Genomic DNA, 19,233 nt, shown 5'->3' on the forward strand with positions numbered 1-19,233 from the left:
ACAAATTTACGACTGACCACGTCGTGGTCGCCAACTCAGCGCACCGCGAGCATGACGTCGACAGCGCTGTCCAGCACAAGGTCTACCTGCGCCTCGCGGTATCCACCGCGCTCAGGGCGAAAGACGGCCGTGCGAACTTCATCGACAGTGAGCTCGTGGCCGTGTCGGAAATGTTTCACCAATTTGTTGGCGAGACGGTCGACATCCGCCTTTTTATAGCCGACCGCCAGTACGCTCGCGCGCGTGAAACGCTGCCCGGGCGGGCGGCTGAGTCGGGCGACGAGCACGTTGGCCGCGCTTTCGGCGTCCGCCATCCAGGCCTGCTCTCCCCCGGCGCGCGTCGCCTGATCTCGTTCCCTTGCCGCGAAGGCGTCTTCGAGTCTTTCCAAGGCCGCATCAACGTGATCGGGAGAGTAACCGTCCCTGTGCATCGCGAAGGCAGTGTGGCGGATGCCCTCAGCCGTCAGGGCCGCACTGCCATGGCTTGCTTTCTTCTCGACCTTCTGGTGATCAGCAGTAGGAAAGACCCTGGTGTCGTCAGGGACCGGCGCCCCGGATACCGTTCGGTTGGGCTCGCCGCTGGCGGCAATGGTATCGACGGATTCGACGACACCGGTATCGGCGTCGAGCTCGTCGTCGTCGGGTTGGTCGTAGGCACGCCGAGCCGCATCCAGAAATGTTTCGACCTGGGTGACGTTATAACCGAGAGACTTCCGGCCCACTCGGGGAAATATGGTGCTCATAGCCTCTTGTCTCGTACGGAGTTTGTGGGGGAAAAATCGTTCTGGCTCACGCGAAGACCAGGTAGAGCGCGTATGCGGCAGCGGCCGACGGCAAGATCGAGTCCAGTCGATCCAGAAAACCGCCGTGACCGGGCAGCCACGAGCTCATGTCCTTGATGCCGAGGTCACGTTTGATGAGCGATTCGGCCAGGTCTCCAAAGGTGGCGGTCAGTAGGATGACCGCTCCAAAGATCAATCCGAACCACCACGCCTGGTCGAGCATGAAAATTGATAACAGGACGCCGGCAATCATGCAGATCAGCCCGGCACCGATAAAGCCCTCCCATGTTTTCTTGGGGCTGATCGAAGGCGCCATCGGATGCTTACCGAAATTGAGCCCGCTCACGTACGCGCCGGTATCCGCCGAAATAACCAGGATCAGGAAGGCGAGGGTCCACCATTGACCGTGCGGCTGAGCGACGAGCAGTACGGCGAAGCTGGCGAGAAAGACGACGTAGACCTGAATCAGGATGCCGCCACCCACGTCCCCGACGATGGAACGGGCCGAGGCTCGATGAGACGTAACCACGAGCAGGGCCAAACGCCACAGGCCGATCAGCACGATGCCGCCGAGCATGACCAGCCATTGGCCGATCGCTCCGCCGTAGAACGCGGCCGGGACGATCGCGACCGCGGAGACAATCACGGGGATGCGCGGCACGTTTCGCCCGGCGTGCCTCAGGGCCTGGGCCAGTTCAAAGGCGCAGAATCCCACGATCACGACCGCGAAGATCATGAAGAGTTCTTTGATGATGATGAGGCTCACGAGCATGGCGCCGCCGAGCACGAGTCCGATCAGGATGGCCAGAATAAGGTTGCGCCCGGTGCGGGCCTCGATGCGCTCGTTCGTCGCGTCGAGTTGGGCCCGGGTCGCCTGCACCTGGCGTTCAAAATCAGCCTTGGTGTTCTGCACCTGACGTTCGAAATCAGCGCGGGTCGATTTCACCTGCGCCCGGAACTCGGCGCGACTGACGCCGTGACCGCGTTTATGCGGCTGATCGTTCCCCGGTTTCTCGGTCATCTGATCGTTCCCTAGATCTCGAGGAGTTCGGCTTCCTTGCGCTTGAAAGCGTCGTCAATGCCGTCCACGTGGCTCTTGGTGATCAGTTCGAGCTCTTTTTCGGCGCGACCCACCTCGTCGTCGCCAACCTCGCTCTTGAGCGCATCGAGCTCGTCTTTGGCCTTACGGCGAATATTGCGCACCGAGATGCGGGCATCCTCCGCCTTGGCCTTGACGATCTTCACGAATTCCTTGCGGCGTTCCGTGGTGAGTTCGGGCAGGGTAGCCCGGATGGTGGTGCCGTCGTTGCCGACGTTGGCGCCGAGGTTCGGGGTATCGCGGATGGCGATCTCAATGTCGCGCAGCGCGGACTTGTCGTAGGGACCGATCAACATGGTGCGCGCTTCCTGGTTTTGCAGCGACGCGAGCTGTTCCAGCGGGGTGAGCGTGCCGTAGTAGCTCACCAGGATCTTCGCGAACATCTGCGGGTTGGCGCGGCCGGTTCGCACGGTGCCAAAGTCGTCTTTGGCGGCCTCGAGGGCCCGGTTCATGCGCGCAGTGGCGTCGGAAAGAACATCCGCGATCACGGTGACTCCTTTATTGGTGGTGGAACAATTCTAGTTGGAGACGCGGGTGCCCAGATCGGTGCCGAGGATGGCCGCGGTGACGTTGCCCTCGGGCGCCATGCCGAACACCTGCATGGGCATGTGGTTGTCCATGCACAGGCTGAACGCGGTGGAGTCGACCACCTTGAGGCCGCGCTGCAGGGCCTCCAGATAGGTGATGTGGTGAATCTTCCGAGCATCCGGGTTGGTGCGCGGGTCGTCGGAATACACACCGTCCACGCCGTTCTTCGCCACGAGCACCACGTCGGCGTCGATTTCCAGGGCACGCTGCGCGGCCACCGTATCGGTCGAGAAGTAGGGCAGTCCCGCTCCAGCACCGAAGATAACAACGCGGCCCTTTTCCAGGTGCCGTTCGGCGCGCCGCGGAATGTACTGCTCGGCGACCTGGGTCATCGAGATGGCGGACTGCACGCGGGTTTCGGCACCGGCCTGTTCCAGAAAGTCCTGCAGGGCGAGGGCGTTCATGACGGTGCCGAGCATGCCCATGTAGTCGGCGCGTCCGCGGTCCATACCGCGCTGGGAGAGCTCGGCGCCTCGAAAGAAGTTGCCGCCGCCGACGACGATGGCCACTTCGACCTGCTTGGCACCCTCGGCGATCTCCCGGGCCAGTGAGCTGACGACATCGGGATTCACACCCACGGCGCCGCCGCCGAAGGCCTCACCGGACAGTTTGAGAAGCACGCGTCGTTTCTTCACAACCGCGGTCGGGTTTATCGGGCTGGTGTGGGGCATGGGCGAGCTGGCCGTGTCAGTCATGTCGTGCGGGGCCTTCCGAGAGGGAGTACTACCAAACTACCGAGTGCGCGCGCGTACCCCACCGGGGCACACACACAAAACGGAGGCCGGATCGCTTTCGCAATCCGGCCTCCGTCATTTTTTGTTAGGCGCCGACCTTGAATCGGGCAAAGCCCGACACGGTCAGTTTTGCGTCGTCGAGAACCTTCGCGACGGACAGCTTGTTGTCCTTGGCGTAGTCCTGTTCGAGCAGTGCGACCTGCTTGAGGTAGGCCTTGACGCGTCCCTCAACGATCTTGGGCAGTGCCGCTTCCGGCTTGCCCTCGTTCTTGGAGATCTCGGTGACGATCTTGCGCTCGGTCTCCACGAGGTCAGCAGGAACATCGCTCGCCGCGAGGTACTCGGGGTTGGCGAACGAAATGTGCTGGGCCACGCTGCGCGCGGTTTCCACGTCGGCTCCCGAGAAGCCGAGAACAACGCCAACCTGCGGAGGCAGGTCCTTGCTGGTCTTGTGCAGGTAGATCGAGAACAACTCGCCGTCGACAGCAGCGACACGGCGAAGTTCGAACTTCTCGCCGATGATGGCGGCTTCGCCGTCGATGAGCTCCGCAACGGTCTGGGTTCCGGCCGATGCGGCCAGTCCAGCCTCAACGTCGCGTGCGCCAGCAGCGGCGATCGCGTCGAGAACCTTGTCGGCCAGGACGACGAACTTGTCACCCTTCGCGACAAAGTCGGTCTCGCAAGCAAGCTCGATCATGAACGCGGTCGTGCCGATTTCCTTGGCAGCGACGAGTCCCTCCGAGGTGGAGCGGTCGGCGCGCTTGGCGTTGCCCTTGGCACCCTTGAGACGCAGGATCTCGATGGCCTTGTCCATGTCGCCGTCAGCTTCAACGAGGGCATTCTTGGTGTCGACCATTCCGGTGCCGAGGTTCTCGCGAAGAGCCTTGACGTTTTCGAGTGTGAAGTTTGCCATCCGGGTTCCTTACTTGGTCTCGTCTGCAACAACGGTCGTGTCGTCAGCGACGGCAGCCAGTACGGCAGCAACGTCGGTGTCGGCGACAGCGTCGGCGATGGTGGACTCTGCAATGACGGCCTCGTCGGCGACGACAGTAGCGTCGGCAACCTTCTCGGTTTCGGCAGAGGACTGCGCAGGGGTTGTCTCGACGTCGGTGGCCTGAAGCAGTTCAGCTTCCCACGCAGCGAGGGGCTCGACTTCGGCCTCCGGCTTGGCGTGACGCTGGATGAGTCCCTCGGCTGCGGCGTCCGCGATGATGCGGGTCAGCAGGCCAACGGAGCGGATGGCGTCGTCGTTGCCCGGAATCGGGTACTGCACGTCGTCGGGGTCGCAGTTGGTGTCGAGGATCGCGATGACGGGGATGCCGAGCTTGCGCGCCTCGTCAATGGCGAGGTGCTCCTTGTTGGTGTCCACAACCCACAACGCCGACGGGGTCTTCGTGAGGTTGCGGATGCCGCCGAGGCTCTTGTGCAGCTTGACGAGCTCGCGCTTCTTGATGAGCATTTCCTTCTTCGTGAACCCGCTCTTGGCGGTGTCCTCAAAGTCGAGCTCTTCGAGTTCTTTCATGCGGGCCAGACGCTTGGAAACGGTCTGGAAGTTGGTGAGGAGTCCACCGAGCCAGCGCTGGTTGACGTAGGGCTGGCCCACGCGCTGCGCCTGCTCGGAGATGGATTCCTGGGCCTGCTTCTTGGTGCCGACGAAGAGAATGGTGCCGCCGTGGGCAACCGTCTCCTTGACGAAGTCATAAGCCTTGTCAACGAACCCGAGCGACTGCTGCAGGTCGATGATGTAGATGCCGGAACGCTCGGTGAAGATGAAACGCTTCATCTTCGGGTTCCAACGGCGGGTCTGGTGCCCGAAGTGCACGCCGCTGTCAAGCAGCTGGCGGATGGTTACGACGGCCATGTGCCGTACTCCTGTTCTGATGCGGGTTGGAAACCCACACCAATCGGTTTGTGCAATGATCGGTCGATCATTGCTCCTGGTGCCCGGCGCACGTCCGCCCTGTGACACGAAGATTCTCGTGAGACGGGACCGATTGAACGTGGCGGCCAAATGGGCACGCGTAGTCAGCGCACAAAGCGCTGCTTCGAATAGCGTATCACCGCCGGGGGTTCGGAAGCGACCGGCTCTGTCTCCTCTGTCTCCTCTGTCTCCTCCACAGGCCCGGCACTTCAGAAGTGTGCACGAATCCGCCCGCTGCCCAGCCGAGAGCGAGGCCACGCGGCAGGCTGAGCAGATGCAGAACCCACGCGTACTGGCGGCATCCGCTCTCATTACTGTGATGGTGGTTTCTGGTGCCGGGCCGGCTTCCGGTGCCGCGCGGGCCGCGACGCCGTCGATCACTGCTCCGGCACGCGCTGAGGGCTGGCGGTGGCCGCTGGCGCAACCGCACCGAGTGACCCGGGCATTCGTCGCGCCGGAGTCGCCCTATGCGGGCGGTCATCGCGGGATCGATTTGGCGGCTGAGGCCCACGAGGAGGTCTTTGCTCCGCACGATGGTGTGGTGTCGTTTGCGGGCAGAGTCGTTGATCGGCCGCTGCTGTCAATCACGCAACCGGGTGATCTGATCGCGACCGTGGAGCCCGTGGTCGCCCTCGTCGTGGTAGGAGATCGCGTGCGAGCGGGGCAGGTGATCGGTACCGTGGCGACCGGTGGTCATTGCCCGCCCGGCTGCCTGCACTTCGGTGTGCGTCTGCACGGGTCGTACGTGTCGCCGCTGCTCTTTCTCGGCAATCTGTCCCGCGCGATCCTGCTGCCAGCGGCACGGTGAAGACGGCGGCACCGTACACGGCGGCACGGCGCGATGCTGTGCTCGGGCAGGGTCAGGCGCGGGGGTGGGCCAGTCGATAGCTGGCTTTGAGTCGTTCCGCCGACACGTGGGTGTATATCTGGGTGGTGCCGAGACTGACGTGCCCGAGAAGTTCTTGCACCGCGCGTAAGTCGGCCCCGCCATCGAGCAAGTGGGTAGCTGCGGTGTGGCGGAGGGCGTGCGGTCCGGCCGGACCGGTGCCGGGAACCGCGGCGAGCAACGTTGCGACGAGGCGGTAGACCCCACGCACGCCGAGGCGCTGGCCCTGACGGCCCAGGAAAAGCGCGGTGGCGTTCGGTGCTGCAGTGACGGTCGGCACGGCCCCCGGCGACCCCGCGTTCCCGGTTCCCGCCGCTTCGGTTGCGAGCGTGTTCCGGGCCTGGCGCAGGTAGTCGACGAGGGCGCGCTGCGCCGGAACCCCGAACGGAACCACGCGTTCCTTCGCGCCCTTGCCGGTGACCCGTACGGTCAACCGGTCCAGGTCGACGTCCGCGAGATCGAGGCCGACGAGCTCAGACACGCGCAGCGCTGAGGCGTAGAGCAACTCGACGATCGCTCGATCGCGCAGCGCGAGTGTCTCTCCCCCGGCGGTGCGCGATGCCAGCAGGTTGAGCAGGTCGGTCATTTGGGCATGGGTGATGACTCGCGGCAGGGTGCGTCCCGGCTTCGGCGAGCGCAGGCGGGCCGCCGGATCGGTGCTGTCGTCGTGGCTGAATGCGAGCCAGGCCGTGAAGCTGCGCGCCGACGCCGACCGGCGGGCCAGGGTGGCCCTGGCCAAACCGGCCTGGGTGGCAACCCACAGCCATTCCCGCATGAGTTCGAGGCTCAGATCGGCGGATGCCTGGTTGCCGCGGTCGGCAGCAAACCTGGCAAGTTGGTCCAGGTCGGTGCGGTAGGCCCGCACGGTATGCACCGAGTAGCCGCGCTCAGCGGTGAGGTAGCGCAGAAAATCGTCAATGTCGTCGCTCAGGTGCACGGGTTGATTATCTCTGCCTGTCCTGCTCATTGCTGCCGCGAAAATGCCTGCCGGCGGTCGTGCGGCGAGAGGGCGGCCAGTTCATCAACGTAATCGGCTGAAAACTGCGTGACGGCGGTGAAAGCCCCGATCGGCACCTGCGAGTGAGTGATCTGGTCGGCGTAGACGTGCACGAGGTTGAGCGTCTGGCCGCCGTTCACCCCGGTTAGTGTGCGGTGAGGGGCGCTCAAATCCATCGTGTAGCAGGTGGCTGCCGCGACCGACACGGGAATGCCGGCAAACAGGCCCTGGGTGGAATAGTGCAGGTGCCCGCCGAGAATGGCCCGCACGTCACTGCCCGCCAGTACGGCAGCCAGTCGAGGCTGGTCTTGCAGCTCGAGCACGTTCATCAGCGGCAACGGCGTTGGAATGGGTGGATGATGCAGGGCCAAAATCGACCCGTGGCGGGCTGGCTGGTGGAGCACGTCGGTCAGCCAGGTCAATTGCGCGTCGGTGATTTCGCCGTGGTGATAGCCGGGAACGCTCGTGTCGAGGGCGATGATGCGCAGCCCATCGAGGTCGTGCACGTGGTCGACGGGCGACGCCAGCCCGACCGACGCTGCCTCGCCCAGCAGCACGCTACGAAAGGAGTCACGTTTGTCGTGGTTGCCCATCACCCAGATGATCGTGGCATTCCACTGGGCGGCGGCGGCCTCCACGATGCCGCGAATGCGGCGGTAAGCCTCTGATTCGCCCCGATCGGCCACGTCGCCGGTGAGGATGAGCGCATCGGGGCGGATACCCGAGCGGTGCAGCTGCTCGAGCGCGCGGTGCACGGTTTGGTCGGTGTCGACGGCGCCATAGAGCGGCGCGCTATTCGCGAGAAAATGGGTGTCACTGAGGTGTACGAGAATCTTCCCGGCGGGCGCATACTGGCCCAGCTGCACGGCTTCCATTGTTCACCTCTCGTCGGCTATTCAGCCTACGTGCATCCACCGACACCGATCGCAGCCATACCGCCCAGGACGTTGGCCTCACCACACAGTCCGCAGGAACACCAATACCGCTGGCGTCGACGCGGCCATTGTTCGTCTTCGCGATGGTCTGGAGCGCATCCAGATGTCGGGAAATGCTGGCAACCCGAAAAAGGGGTGCAGCAGCTGGCGCTGTCGCGTGTCACCGTGGGCCCGTCCGCAACCGGCGACCGGGGCGGATCTGACCGGGCGGGGCTATCATGGCGCCATGTCTGCCCAGCCGGATGCCTACACCGAGGCTCTGGACCGTGCACTGTTGCACGCCCAAGCCTGGCTTGCGTCGCTCCCTTCCCGCCCCGTCGGCCCCCGCGTCGACGCCGATACCCTGGCTGCGCTGTCGGAGGGCCCGCTCCCCGCGTCGCCGACCTCTCCGGCAGACGTCATCGATGAACTGGCTTCCTTCGCGGAACCCGGCCTGATGGCGATGCCGTCCGGCCGATTCTTCGGCTGGGTCATCGGGGGAACCCTGCCTGCAGCGCTCGCCGCCGACTGGCTGGTGACCGCGTGGGACCAGAACGCCGGAATGCGGTTCGCCACTCCCGCGACCGCCGTCCTCGAGGAGACCGCTGGTGGCTGGCTGCTCGACCTGCTCGGGCTGCCGCTCGGAGCAGATGTCGGATTCACCACTGGCGCGACGATGGCCAATTTCGTCGGCCTCGCCGCCGGTCGGCAGTGGATTCTGGAGCAGTCCGGATGGGACCTTGACCGCAACGGCCTGGCCGGTTCGCCACGGGTACGGGTTTTCGTGGGGGCTGAACGTCACGATGTCATCGATCTCACCCTGCGCTACCTGGGCCTCGGTGCACCCATCGTGGTCGACGTCGACGAGGAAGGCAGACTGCGCCCGGACGCTCTGGCCGAGCTGATGACCGCCGGGGACGGACCTGCCATCGTCTGCCTGCAGGCTGGCAACGTGCATTCCGGAGCTTCGGACCCCATGGGTGCGGCGATCGACGTGGCGCACCGGCATGGAGCCTGGGTTCATGTGGACGGGGCGTTCGGCCTCTGGGCGGCGGCCAGCCCGAGTTATCGCGCGCAGCTGGCCGGGGTGGAATCGGCCGATTCCTGGGCGACCGACGCCCACAAGACGCTCAACGTTCCCTACGACTGCGGAGTGGCGATCGTGTCCCGGAAGGAGGTGGTGCGCAAGGTGTTCGGCGTGCACACGAGCTATCTGGTCGCGGCCGACGCTACCCCAGGCCACCCTGGCCCCGGTGACCCGTTCGACAAGGTGCCGGAGTTGTCCCGCCGGGCCCGCGGGGTTCCGGTCTGGGCTGCGCTGCGTTCCCTCGGCCGGGACGGCACAATTGCGCTGGTGGACGGTCTCGCGGCCAATGCGCGCGCGCTGGCCGACGGCCTGCTGGCGATGCCGGGCGTTGAAGTACTCAACCAGGTTGTGTTCACCCAGGTGTGCGTGAGTTTCGGCAGCGACGAGCGCACCCGGCTGGTGACGCAGCGACTCATCGCCGACGGCTCCGCGTGGATGTCAGGGTCGCGCTGGCACGGACGGGACATTCTGCGCATTTCAGTGAGCAACTGGTCGACGGATGCCGCCGACGTTGCTCTCTCCCTCGCCGCGGTAGCACGGGCCGGCGCGGCCGTGGAAGCAGACGCGGGTCGGTAGTCACCCTCTAACCCGCATCGGACCGCCCACAGCCGCGACCCGACCACCACCGGAGCTCCAGCCTGCCTCCTAGAGCCGGCGCACCCAGCCGGCCTCTCGTTCCTGGGCTGCCCCGTCGAGATCGAGGCCGCCGAGGGCGCCGCGCACGGCCGCACTCGACAGCCCTGCGCGCCGCGCCAGATCGGCTACCGTGCGCGGAGACCGACCGCTGAGCGCGTCGAACACGCGGACCTGGTCGCTCGTGCGCGGTATCGGGCCCGGGCCCTCGTCGGTGTCGGGAAAATCCAGTGGCCCCTGAATCATTCGTTCGCCGACGAGCTCGGCCATCTCGGTCGGGTTGGTCACGCAGATCGCGGCAAATTCCCGAATAAGACGATGGCAGCCGGCCGAGGTCGGGCTCGTGATCGGCCCCGGCACGGCGCCGAGTGGCCGACCCAGCGCCGAGGCGTGGCCGGCCGTGTTGAGCGAGCCCGACCGCCAGCCGGCTTCGAGCACGACCGTGGCCGCACTCGCCGCGGCGATCAACCTATTTCTTTGCAAAAAGCGCCATTTTGTCGGTGCTGCCCCGCAGGGCAGCTCCGATACCACTGCTCCGGAGGCCACGATGCGGGTCAGCAGGGAGTCGTGGCCACTCGGGTAGAACCGGTCGACTCCCCCGGCGAGGAAAGCCACGGTGATTCCCTTACTGGCCAGTGCGGCCCGGTGCGCCATCCCGTCGATGCCGTAGGCGGCACCAGAGACAACGGCGAAACCGCGGTCCACCAGCCCGGCCGAGGCCTCCATGGCAATGTGCTCACCGTACCCGGTGGCCGCCCGGGCCCCAACCAGCGCGATCGAGTTGGGCAGCGCGGCGAGGGCACCGGGCACGCCGCGCCACCACAACGCGAGCGGCGCATGCAGCTCGAGGTCGTTGAGCGAGGGCGGCCACAGGGCATCCGTGGCCAGCAGCAACCGAGCCTGCAAGCGGGCCGCTTGCTGCAGCGAGCGGATGACGTCGCCGGAGCTGAGCCGCGGCCGCCAGCGTTGCAGTCCCAGGTCGAGGGCCTGTTCCAGTTCGGCGCTGGTGTCGGCATCCGCTTCGGTGACATCGGGGCTGGGGCTAGCAGCAAAGACCACATCGGGCCCGGCCTGCTCATCGCCTGCGAGCACGTCGCGCACGAGCGCGCCGAGCCGCACCGGACTCCACGATTCGAGAATGGCGGTCAGCGCGACGCTTGCACCGAGGCTCGCCACGAGCAACCCGGCCGTCCCGTCGCCGGGTTCGGTGATGCCCGACCAGGCGGCGCGGGCGAACACCTCGCTGGGCGCGGCCCTGTCGTCAACGGGCGTATCGTCAACGGCGCCGTCGTCGTCGGCCGCTGTATCGGTTACGGCGCTCCGGGGCCGGTCGAACGCTGCTATCTCGTCGGAATCGGGGCCACCGTCTGCGGGTGATTGGCCGGTGCGCGGCACACCGCGCACGCCGGCGGCGAGCGCTCTGACCCGGGACTCGTCGAGACCGAACAGCATCATGATGTCATTCCTTTGCGTAGAAAGAGCGCCTGGCCGACCTCGTCGGGGCCGGGGATGGAGAGGCCGTCGTAGTCGGCGAGGGTCCAGGCGATGCGCAGCACCCGGTCGTAGCCGCGCATGGTGATTCCGCCGCGTTCCAGGGCTCGATCGAGGCCTGCGGTGGTGCGGGGGGCCAGCCGCACCGCCGCACCGCGTAGCCACGGGCCCGGAACCTGGGAGTTCAGGGTCCAGGGTGTGCTGCCGAGCCGCTCGGCCGCCGCGGCTCGGGCGGCGACCACCAGCTGCCGGGCACGGTGGCTCGTGACCCGCTGCGTGCCGGCGGCGAGGCGCAGCTGGGCGGTGGTGATGCGCTTGACGTTGAGCTGAATGTCGATGCGGTCCAGAAGCGGACCGGAGATGCGGGCGAGGTAGCGGCGGCGCGCGTTCGGCGGGCAGGTGCAGCTGAGGTCGCCCGCCCCATACTGCCCGCAGGGGCACGGGTTGGCCGCCATGACCAGTTGGAACCGGGCGGGAAAATGCGCGACGGCATTGGCTCGGTGAATGCTGATCCAGCCGGATTCAAGCGGCTGGCGCAGGGCGTCGAGCACCGGGGATGCGAATTCGGGGGCCTCGTCAAGGAACAGAACGCCGTGCGAGGCTTGCGACGCGGCCCCCGGGCGAATCTGACCGTTGCCCCCACCGACCATGGCGGCAGCGGTCGCGGTGTGGTGTGGCGCCTCCCACGGTGGCCGGGTGATCAGGGTGCCGCCCAGTCCGAGGCCGCTGAGTGAGCGCAGTGAGCTCACCTCGAGAGAGCTGGCCGGGTCGAGGTCGGGCAGCAGGCCGGGCAGGCGCGCGGCGAGCATCGTCTTGCCCGCCCCGGGTGGGCCCAGGAGAAACACGTGGTGCCCACCGGCTGCGGCGATCTGCAGGGCCAGAATGGCATCGTCATTGCCGATCACATCGGCCAGGTCGGGTTCGGCGGCCGGGCTGCCCGACAGGGCTGTGGCCAGAATCGGCTCGACCGGTATCGGCGCAAGCGCGGCACCGTGCCAGATCGCCGCATCCCGCAGCGACGCCACGCCGATCACCCGTATGTCGGGCACGAGTCGGGCCTCGGCCTCATTGCCGATCGGCACCATCACCGTCGTGTGCCCGAGACGGGCGGCGGTCATCACCCCCGGAAGGATGCCCGGAATCGGCCGGAGCCGGCCGTCCAGGGCGAGTTCACCGAAGTGCACGACCTGTTCTACCGACCCGGGTGCCACGGTGCTGTCGGCGGCGAGGCAGGCCAGCGCGATCGCGAGGTCGAAGCCGGCGCCGTGTTTGGGCAACGCGGCCGGCGACAGGTTGATGGTGAGGCGGTGAACGGTGAGCGGGCATCCACTGTTGGCGGCCGCGGCCCGCACCCGCTGGGTTGCCTGCGCGAGGGCCGCGTCGGGCAGTCCGATCAAGATCATGCCGGGCAGTTGCGCCGAGATGTCGGCCTCGACCTCGACGAGCGCGCCGGTCAGGCCGAGCATGGCCACGGCGTGCGTGCGGGCGATGCCCATCAGAACACGCCGCGGAGGTGTTCGATGACCGGTTCGCGGCCGGTCGGGGCAATCACCGCGATGACGTCGAGCCGGATCTGGCGCGGCCACCGCTCCGCCTGCACGCACCAGGCCGCGGCGAGGCGGCGCATCCGGGCAAGCTTCGTCACGGTGATGGCCTCAAACGGATGCCCGAAACTCAGGCTGCTGCGCGTCTTCACCTCGACGAAGACGACCGCGACGCCGCGCTGTACGACGAGGTCGATCTCCCCCTCGGCGCACCGCCAGTTGCGGGTCAGGATCGTGTATCCGGCGCCCTGAAGAAAGCGCGCCGCTTGCTCTTCGCCGAGTTTGCCGAGTTCATCTTTACGCGCCACGAGTGCCTCCGACCACCAGCTTGACCGTTCCGGTGACCGGTGGCCGGGGTACGGCACCCTTGGTGCATAGTGCCGCAGCGCGGTGATTGTGGAGGAGGAGGAGGAGGAGGAGAGCGGAGGAGACTACGAAGCGTGCATTACGAACAGTCGGCGCACGACCTCGCCCGCGACGAGCGCGTCGAGGCTCTCGTTGAGGTCGGTGAGCGGCCGGGTGTCGGTGTGCAGCAGCTCGACCGGCAACCGGCCATCGCGCCACAGCTGCAGGTAGCGGGGAATGTCACGGCTCGGCACGGAGTCGCCCATGTACGAGCCAAGCAGCCGCCGGCCGAGTCCGGCGAACTGCAGCGCCGGAGTGGTGATGGTCTGTTCGGGGTGCGGAAGACCGACCGAGACGAGGGCGCCGCCTCGGGTGAGCAGCGCGAGGCTTGCCTCCATCACGCGGGCGCTGCCGACGGCCTCGATGGCGAGGTCGACGCCGTCGCCCGCGTGCAGCCGTACGAGCTCGGCCGCCTGGTCGGGTGATCCGGCGTGGTGGGCGCCGCAGCGCAGGGCCAGCGCCTGCTTCTCCGGCAGCGGATCGATCGCCATGACCGTCGTTCCGGCGACCTGGGCGGCGGCCATGACAGCCATCAAGCCGACCGCGCCGAGTCCGAACACGATCACCGACTGACCGGGCGCGAGGGCGCCGGTGTTGAGCACGGCGCCGATGCCCGTGAGGGCCGCGCAGCCGAACATGGCGGCGATGTCGAAGGGAACATCCTGGTCGATCGCGACGACCGATTCCCGGGCGACGACCGCGTACTGCGAGAACGCCGAGACACCCAGATGGTGGTTGATACGCTCCCCCGAAGCGCTCGCCAACACGGCCGGGCCGTGCAGCAGGTCTCCGGTTCCATTAGCCTCGGCGCCACGGTGGCAGAGTGCCGGGCGCCCAGCCAAGCAGGCACGGCAGCCGCCGCAACTCGGCACGAAGACCAGCACGACGCGGTCGCCCACCGCCAGATCGTCGACGCCGTCGCCGAGCGCCGTCACGGTGCCGGCGGCCTCGTGGCCGAGCGCCATCGGCAGGGGCCGAATGCGCGAGCCATCAATGACCGAGAGGTCGGAATGGCACAGACTCGCGCGTTCGATGCGCACGAGTACCTCGCCGGTTCGGGGCGCGGGCACCGGAATCTGCTCGAGCGAGAGCGGGCGGCTGTCGGCGTAGGGGCGCGTGGAGCCGGCTTGGCGAAGAATCGTACTGAGCATCGTTGCTGGAGTCATTCTTCCAACCTAACGCCCTCTGAGGCGTACGCTAAGCGTATGAAAATGCGCGACCGGGTGACCGACATTGGCATGCGAACGATGAACGGCGTGCACCGGATGGTGCTGGGCCTGTCGGGCGGACGCCTCGGCTGGACCATCCGCACCATGCAGACGGTCGAACTGCACACGACCGGTCGAAGTAGCGGAAAGCGTCGGTCGACGATGCTGACGGCACCCGTGCACGAGGACGGCCGGTACGTGCTCGTAGCCTCTAAAGGCGGCGACGACCGGCATCCGTTCTGGTATCTCAACCTGGTGGCGCAGCCCGACGTGGAGCTGACCATTCGCGGGGTGACGCGACCGTTTCGGGCTCGCGCCGCTTCATCCGTTGAGAAGGCTGCGCTGTGGCCGCGCATCGTCGCCGCCTACCCGGGATACGGCACTTACCAGGGCAAGACCGAGCGTAAGATTCCGGTGGTTATCTGCGAGCCGCGTTTGACGAACGACCGTTAGGCAACCGGCTCGAGCGTTTCGGCGAGAATGGTCGGGAAGAGCGGCGCGTGCACCCCTGACATCTCTTCGAGCACCCGAATGACCTGGCAGCTGTAACCGTATTCGTTGTCATACCAGACGTAGAGCACGGCCTTCTGGTCGGTGACGATGGTGGCGAGACCGTCGACGATGCCGGCACGACGCGAGCCGAGGAAGTCACTGGAGACCACCTCGGGCGAGTCGATGAAGTCAATCTGGCGGTGCAGGGAGGAGTGCAGCGACATGGTGCGGAGGTAGGTGTTGAGCTCATCCTTGTCGGTCGTGCTGGCGAGGTTGAGGTTGAGGATGGCCATCGACACGTCGGGGGTGGGAACGCGGATCGCGTTGCCGGTGAGCTTGCCAGCCAGCTCGGGCAGGGCCTTGGCGACGGCCTTGGCCGCGCCGGTCTCGGTGATGACCATGTTGAGCGCAGCCGAGCGGCCTCGGCGATCGCCAGAGTGAAAGTTATCGATGAGGTTCTGGTCGTTGGTGAACGAGTGCACCGTCTCGACGTGGCCGTCGATGATGCCGTAGCGGTCATTGATGGCCTTGAGCACCGGCGTGATCGCGTTCGTGGTGCACGACGCCGCGGTGATGATGCGGTCACTCGCGAGAATATCGGCGTGGTTGATGCCGTGCACGATGTTCTTGAGCGCGCCCTTACCCGGCGCGGTCAGGAGCACCCGGGCAACGCCGGGGCACGTCAGGTGTTGGGACAGCCCCTCTTCGTCGCGCCACTTGCCGGTGTTATCGACGACGATGGCGTCGTGGATGCCGTACTGCGTGTAGTCGACGCTGGCCGGGTCACCGGAGTAGATCACCTGAATGAGCGTGCCGTTGGCGAGGATGGTGTTGTTCTCCTCGTCGATGGTGATCGTGCCGTCGAACGGGCCGTGCACCGAGTCGCGGCGCAGCAGGCTGGCACGCTTGACCAGGTCGTTGGCAGAACCGCGACGCACGACTATTGCGCGCAGGCGCAGACCCTGGCCGCCGCCAGCGTGTTCAATCAGGATGCGCGCGAGCAGCCGGCCGATGCGGCCGAAACCATAGAGCACAACGTCCGTGCTGGTGCGCTCTTCCCGACCGTGCTGGCCGACGACATCGGCCAGTTCGGCGCGCAGGTAGCCCTCGAGGGTGACGCGGTCGTTCTGCTCGCGAAACCCGAGGGCCAGGCGGGCGAGGTCGATCGAAGCGGCACCGAGGTTGAGTCGGTCAAGGGCCTGCAGAATCGGAAGGGTCTCGTCGAGCGGTAGCTCGACATCCGCTATGTGTCGGGCGAAACGGTGTGCCTTGACCAGGCCGACGACCGACTTGTTGACCAGTCCGCGCCCGTAGACACTCGTCACAACCGTGTTCTCCCGGTACAGGCGCCCGATCAGGGGAATCATCGCCTCGGCGAGAGCCTCGCGCTTGCTCCACGTTGCACGGGCACGATCAGCGTCCTGGATCACAGGGTTGCCTTCCTAAACCTTCATTAGTCAGTGTGGCCACACAAGTCCGGCCACCCAGGGCCCCGGAGTCATTCCCTATTCGTCGAGCGCAAGTTCCTTGGGGAGTTCGAAGTCCTTGGAGGCGAGCTCTTCCACGTTGACGTCTTTGAAGGTCAGCACGCGCACCGATTTCACGAATCGGTCGGAGCGGTAGACGTCCCAGACCCAGACGTCCTTCATGGTCAATTCGAAGTAGAAGTCGTGTTCCGTGTCCCGGCGCACCAGCTCGACCTCGTTCGCGAGGTAGAAGCGTCGTTCGGTTTCGACGACGTACTGGAACTGGCCAACCACGTCTCGATATTCCCGGTACAGGGCCAACTCGACCTCACGGTCGTAGTCCTCGAATTCGTCTTCTTCCATGGTGATCTCATCTTACGCTGAGATTTTGAGCCACGATTTGCGGTGTAGGGGGTTCGGTCCGAGCAGGTCGATGGCGCTCATGTGGGCGGCGCTGCCGTAGCCTTTGTTCGACGCCCAGCCGTAGCCGGGCGCTTCGCCGTGCGCGTCGATCATGAGGCGGTCGCGGTGTACCTTCGCGATGACGGATGCCGCCGCCACCGACCCGCAATCGCGGTCCGCTTTGATGCGGGTCACCACGTTCAAGGGGGTGGCCAGCGCCTTGTTGAGCCAGTCGTCGCTGCCGTCCAGCAGCACGATGCTGCCGGCGACATCAACGCCCTGCGTGTACAGCTCGGCCAGTGCACGCTTGCCGGCAAGCCCGAGGCAGGCGATGATTCCAAGTTCATCGACCTCGGCGGCCGAGGCGAGGCCGACGGCCGAGTACGTCGCCCAGGCGGCGGCGAGGGGTGCGATCAGTTCCCGGCGCGGTTCGCTGAGCATCTTCGAGTCGCGCAGTCCCGCCGGTATGGGCAGAACGGAGCTGTTCACCGCGGCGAAGCCCACGGCCACCGGCCCGGCGAGGGCACCGCGGCCCACCTCATCACAGCCGATCACAAAACTGGCGCCGGTACGGAGCAGATCGAACTCCACCTCGAGGGTGGGGTCGGACACCGCCACTATTGGTCGCCCTTGTCGGCGTGTTCCACCTCGCGGAACACGTCGGGGTAGTCGTCGAGCCAGGACCAGTTGGCGAGCGGCCAGCTCACGACGAGCGCACGACCGACGACGTTCTCGATTGGCACGTAGCCCTTGCCGGCCGTGTCGCCGTTGTAGCGGGAGTCCTTGGAGTTGTAGCGGTTGTCGCCCATCATCCAGAGCGAGTCGGCCGGGATGGTGACGTCGAAGGCGTCCTTGGAGACCTTGGTCTCCCCGGCCGGCAGAAGCACGTAGGCCGACTCGTCGAGTGGAACACCGTTGATGCTCATCTGGCCGAGGGTGTTGCAGCAGACAACGTGATCTCCGGGCAGCCCGATAACTCGTTTGATGAGGTGGTCGTTGCTGTCGGGAGCAGACAAGCCAACCACCGAGAGCAGCCAGTCGGCTCCAGCAACGATCGGGTTTTGTACGATCTCAGCCTGGGGCAGCAGCCAGCCACCTGGATCTTTGAAGACGATGACGTCGCCGCGGGTGATCGGGATCAGCTCGGGTTCGAGCTGGTTCACGATGATGCGGTCGTCGACCTGCAGGGTGTTCTCCATCGACCCGGAGGGGATGTAGAACGAACGGATCAAGAAGGTTTTAATCATGAACGAGATGAGGAGCGCGACCACGAAAATGATGAGGAGGTCACGAACGAACAGCAGGATGCTGCGCTGTTTACTGCTCGCCTTCTTTCTGCGTGTCGTCTTGCTTCGGAACTTCTTCGACTCTGACACCCGACGATCGGACCTGGAGGCGAGCACTTCATCTGTCATTAAACCGCCTGAGCTCCCCATCAGTGTAAGTGATGGGGAGCTCAGGAAGATCCGGTTGGATCTCAGTTGACGCGAAAGTTAGCGCTTTTCCTTGATCTTGGCCTTCTTGCCACGCAGGTCGCGCAGGTAGTACAGCTTGGCGCGACGAACATCGCCGCGGGTCACGATCTCGATGTGGTCGATGACCGGGGAGTGCACCGGGAAGGTGCGCTCGACGCCGATCTGAAAGCTGACCTTGCGAACGCAGAACGTTTCGCGCACGCCTTCGCCGGAGCGGCCGATGACGACTCCCTGGAAGACCTGGATACGAGAGCGGGTTCCCTCAATGATGTTGACGTGAACCTTGACGGTGTCGCCAGCACGGAAGTCAGGAAGATCCTGCTTCAGCGATGGGGCGTCTACCGCGTCGAGAATATGCATGTTGTTTCGCTCTCTGTACCCGCCACAGGTCGACTACGCTAGGTGCTTCATTCGAAGCAATCAGTATGGGGATGTGCGCCGCTCAGTGCAGGTTCCCCTGTGGCAGAGTCCTGCAGCGGCACAATCGCCTATTCTGCCATGAACTCGGTCCCGTCGCAAAGCGGGGTCAGTCCGGCTAGATCAATCGGCTAGGGACGATCGCGTTTTTCTTCGACGACGAGGACCTCGGGGGTGCCGGTTCGGCCAAATCTCGGTGCCGGTCGGGTCTGGTTGGGCAGGGTCTGCTTCGGCAGGGTCTGGTTAGGCAGGGGCTGCTGCGGCCTGCCCGGAGCGGCCTGCCCCCGTGCCGTCTGCTCCACCAGGTCGACCATCGCGCGCATGCGCCGCTTGGCGGAATCGACCAGCTCCCAGACGGTGAACCAGAACACGGCGAACCCGCCGATGATGACGAGCACGCTCAGCCAGCCAGCGGCATCCGTGGAAAACGGAATGACGACGATGAGCACGTGCCAGAGGGCCAGCACGCCGACGTCGGCGTAGGAGACGGCCCGGGCTTCGCGTACTTCTTTGCGCGCATAGACGACGAGTGCAACGAGGAGCAACCCGAGGCCGATGAGCACGGCTCCGAAGAAGATGCCCAGCACGGCCCAGCCGCCCGATCCGAAGATCGACGACCCGACGAGGAGCCAGAGCGGCAGGGCTCCGGCGGCAATGAACTGCCAATGGTAAAAGGCGCGGCGGATGATCAC

Annotated in this window: 21 protein-coding genes; 3 read left to right on the plus strand and 18 right to left on the minus strand. The window is 65.8% G+C overall.

Annotation, left to right across the window (positions count from 1 at the left end):
• Positions 1-35 precede the first annotated feature (35 nt).
• The 6 genes from E3T50_RS00915 to rpsB all read right to left on the minus strand — a co-directional run bounded on the left by E3T50_RS00915 (position 36) and on the right by rpsB (position 5,064).
• The gene (locus tag E3T50_RS00915; protein WP_134550160.1) at positions 36-743 is read right to left on the minus strand and encodes a DivIVA domain-containing protein; all 708 of its coding nucleotides are present in this window, start codon (positions 741-743) and stop codon (positions 36-38) included.
• Between the two features lie 46 nt (positions 744-789).
• Positions 790-1,803, minus strand: a complete 1,014-nt coding sequence (locus E3T50_RS00920) for a phosphatidate cytidylyltransferase (protein WP_134464759.1) — start codon at positions 1,801-1,803, stop codon at positions 790-792.
• An 11-nt stretch (positions 1,804-1,814) separates the two neighbouring features.
• Positions 1,815-2,369 (minus strand): ribosome recycling factor, encoded by a 555-nt coding sequence (gene frr, locus E3T50_RS00925; RefSeq protein WP_134464761.1) that lies wholly within the window; start codon positions 2,367-2,369, stop codon positions 1,815-1,817.
• Positions 2,370-2,399: 30 nt separating this feature from the next.
• Entirely contained in the window at positions 2,400-3,140 is a 741-nt protein-coding gene (gene pyrH, locus E3T50_RS00930; RefSeq protein WP_166784180.1) for a UMP kinase, read from the minus strand.
• 148 nt (positions 3,141-3,288) lie between these two features.
• Positions 3,289-4,116: a translation elongation factor Ts gene (gene tsf, locus E3T50_RS00935; RefSeq protein ID WP_134464763.1), complete on the minus strand. Its 828-nt coding sequence runs from the start codon at positions 4,114-4,116 to the stop codon at positions 3,289-3,291.
• A 9-nt stretch (positions 4,117-4,125) separates the two neighbouring features.
• Positions 4,126-5,064, minus strand: coding sequence for a 30S ribosomal protein S2 (rpsB, locus tag E3T50_RS00940; RefSeq protein ID WP_134550162.1), 939 nt, complete (start codon positions 5,062-5,064; stop codon positions 4,126-4,128).
• 334 nt (positions 5,065-5,398) lie between these two features.
• Between rpsB and E3T50_RS16085 the strand changes: the two genes are divergently transcribed.
• On the plus strand, positions 5,399-5,932 hold the full coding sequence (locus E3T50_RS16085; RefSeq protein WP_166784166.1) for a murein hydrolase activator EnvC family protein: 534 nt from the start codon (positions 5,399-5,401) through the stop codon (positions 5,930-5,932).
• A 52-nt stretch (positions 5,933-5,984) separates the two neighbouring features.
• Here E3T50_RS16085 and E3T50_RS00950 read toward each other — a convergent pair whose 3' ends face one another.
• Both E3T50_RS00950 and E3T50_RS00955 read right to left on the minus strand, forming a co-directional pair.
• Positions 5,985-6,947 (minus strand): tyrosine recombinase XerC, encoded by a 963-nt coding sequence (locus E3T50_RS00950; protein ID WP_241990682.1) that lies wholly within the window; start codon positions 6,945-6,947, stop codon positions 5,985-5,987.
• A 26-nt stretch (positions 6,948-6,973) separates the two neighbouring features.
• Positions 6,974-7,882 carry a metallophosphoesterase gene (locus tag E3T50_RS00955; protein ID WP_134550165.1) on the minus strand — a complete coding sequence of 303 codons (909 nt, stop codon included), beginning with the start codon at positions 7,880-7,882 and terminating at the stop codon, positions 6,974-6,976.
• A gap of 286 nt (positions 7,883-8,168) precedes the next feature.
• Here E3T50_RS00955 and E3T50_RS00960 point away from each other — a divergent pair, with 286 nt between their 5' ends.
• The gene (locus E3T50_RS00960) at positions 8,169-9,584 is read left to right on the plus strand and encodes a pyridoxal phosphate-dependent decarboxylase family protein (RefSeq protein ID WP_134550166.1); all 1,416 of its coding nucleotides are present in this window, start codon (positions 8,169-8,171) and stop codon (positions 9,582-9,584) included.
• Positions 9,585-9,653: 69 nt separating this feature from the next.
• Here E3T50_RS00960 and dprA read toward each other — a convergent pair whose 3' ends face one another.
• The 4 genes from dprA to E3T50_RS00980 all read right to left on the minus strand — a co-directional run bounded on the left by dprA (position 9,654) and on the right by E3T50_RS00980 (position 14,247).
• Complete coding sequence (gene dprA / locus E3T50_RS00965; RefSeq protein ID WP_241990683.1) at positions 9,654-11,096, minus strand: DNA-processing protein DprA; 1,443 nt, start codon at positions 11,094-11,096, stop codon at positions 9,654-9,656.
• Positions 11,093-12,628 (minus strand): YifB family Mg chelatase-like AAA ATPase, encoded by a 1,536-nt coding sequence (locus E3T50_RS00970; protein WP_134550167.1) that lies wholly within the window; start codon positions 12,626-12,628, stop codon positions 11,093-11,095. The genes dprA and E3T50_RS00970 overlap by 4 nt, the downstream gene beginning before the upstream one ends.
• A complete protein-coding gene (locus E3T50_RS00975; protein ID WP_134550168.1) occupies positions 12,628-12,984 on the minus strand; it encodes a YraN family protein in 357 nt (118 codons plus the stop codon). The genes E3T50_RS00970 and E3T50_RS00975 overlap by 1 nt, the downstream gene beginning before the upstream one ends.
• A gap of 123 nt (positions 12,985-13,107) precedes the next feature.
• Positions 13,108-14,247 carry an alcohol dehydrogenase catalytic domain-containing protein gene (locus E3T50_RS00980; RefSeq protein ID WP_134550169.1) on the minus strand — a complete coding sequence of 380 codons (1,140 nt, stop codon included), beginning with the start codon at positions 14,245-14,247 and terminating at the stop codon, positions 13,108-13,110.
• A gap of 39 nt (positions 14,248-14,286) precedes the next feature.
• Between E3T50_RS00980 and E3T50_RS00985 the strand changes: the two genes are divergently transcribed.
• Entirely contained in the window at positions 14,287-14,742 is a 456-nt protein-coding gene (locus E3T50_RS00985) for a nitroreductase/quinone reductase family protein (RefSeq protein WP_134550170.1), read from the plus strand.
• On the opposite strand, the gene E3T50_RS00990 is transcribed toward E3T50_RS00985, so the two are convergent.
• The 6 genes from E3T50_RS00990 to E3T50_RS01015 all read right to left on the minus strand — a co-directional run bounded on the left by E3T50_RS00990 (position 14,739) and on the right by E3T50_RS01015 (position 19,233).
• Positions 14,739-16,211 carry a glyceraldehyde-3-phosphate dehydrogenase gene (locus tag E3T50_RS00990; RefSeq protein WP_134550171.1) on the minus strand — a complete coding sequence of 491 codons (1,473 nt, stop codon included), beginning with the start codon at positions 16,209-16,211 and terminating at the stop codon, positions 14,739-14,741. The genes E3T50_RS00985 and E3T50_RS00990 overlap by 4 nt on opposite strands.
• 75 nt (positions 16,212-16,286) lie before the next feature.
• Positions 16,287-16,610 (minus strand): DUF2469 family protein, encoded by a 324-nt coding sequence (locus E3T50_RS00995; RefSeq protein ID WP_022886464.1) that lies wholly within the window; start codon positions 16,608-16,610, stop codon positions 16,287-16,289.
• 12 nt (positions 16,611-16,622) lie between these two features.
• Positions 16,623-17,267: a ribonuclease HII gene (locus E3T50_RS01000; RefSeq protein ID WP_134550172.1), complete on the minus strand. Its 645-nt coding sequence runs from the start codon at positions 17,265-17,267 to the stop codon at positions 16,623-16,625.
• The gene (lepB, locus tag E3T50_RS01005; RefSeq protein WP_134464785.1) at positions 17,267-18,064 is read right to left on the minus strand and encodes a signal peptidase I; all 798 of its coding nucleotides are present in this window, start codon (positions 18,062-18,064) and stop codon (positions 17,267-17,269) included. The genes E3T50_RS01000 and lepB overlap by 1 nt, the downstream gene beginning before the upstream one ends.
• A 78-nt stretch (positions 18,065-18,142) precedes the next feature.
• On the minus strand, positions 18,143-18,484 hold the full coding sequence (gene rplS / locus E3T50_RS01010; protein ID WP_134464787.1) for a 50S ribosomal protein L19: 342 nt from the start codon (positions 18,482-18,484) through the stop codon (positions 18,143-18,145).
• A 188-nt stretch (positions 18,485-18,672) separates the two neighbouring features.
• Positions 18,673-19,233, minus strand: a complete 561-nt coding sequence (locus E3T50_RS01015; protein ID WP_134550173.1) for an MFS transporter — start codon at positions 19,231-19,233, stop codon at positions 18,673-18,675.

Source organism: Cryobacterium gelidum, from assembly GCF_004403985.1.
In the GTDB taxonomy this organism is placed as follows: Bacteria; Actinomycetota; Actinomycetes; order Actinomycetales; family Microbacteriaceae; genus Cryobacterium; species Cryobacterium gelidum.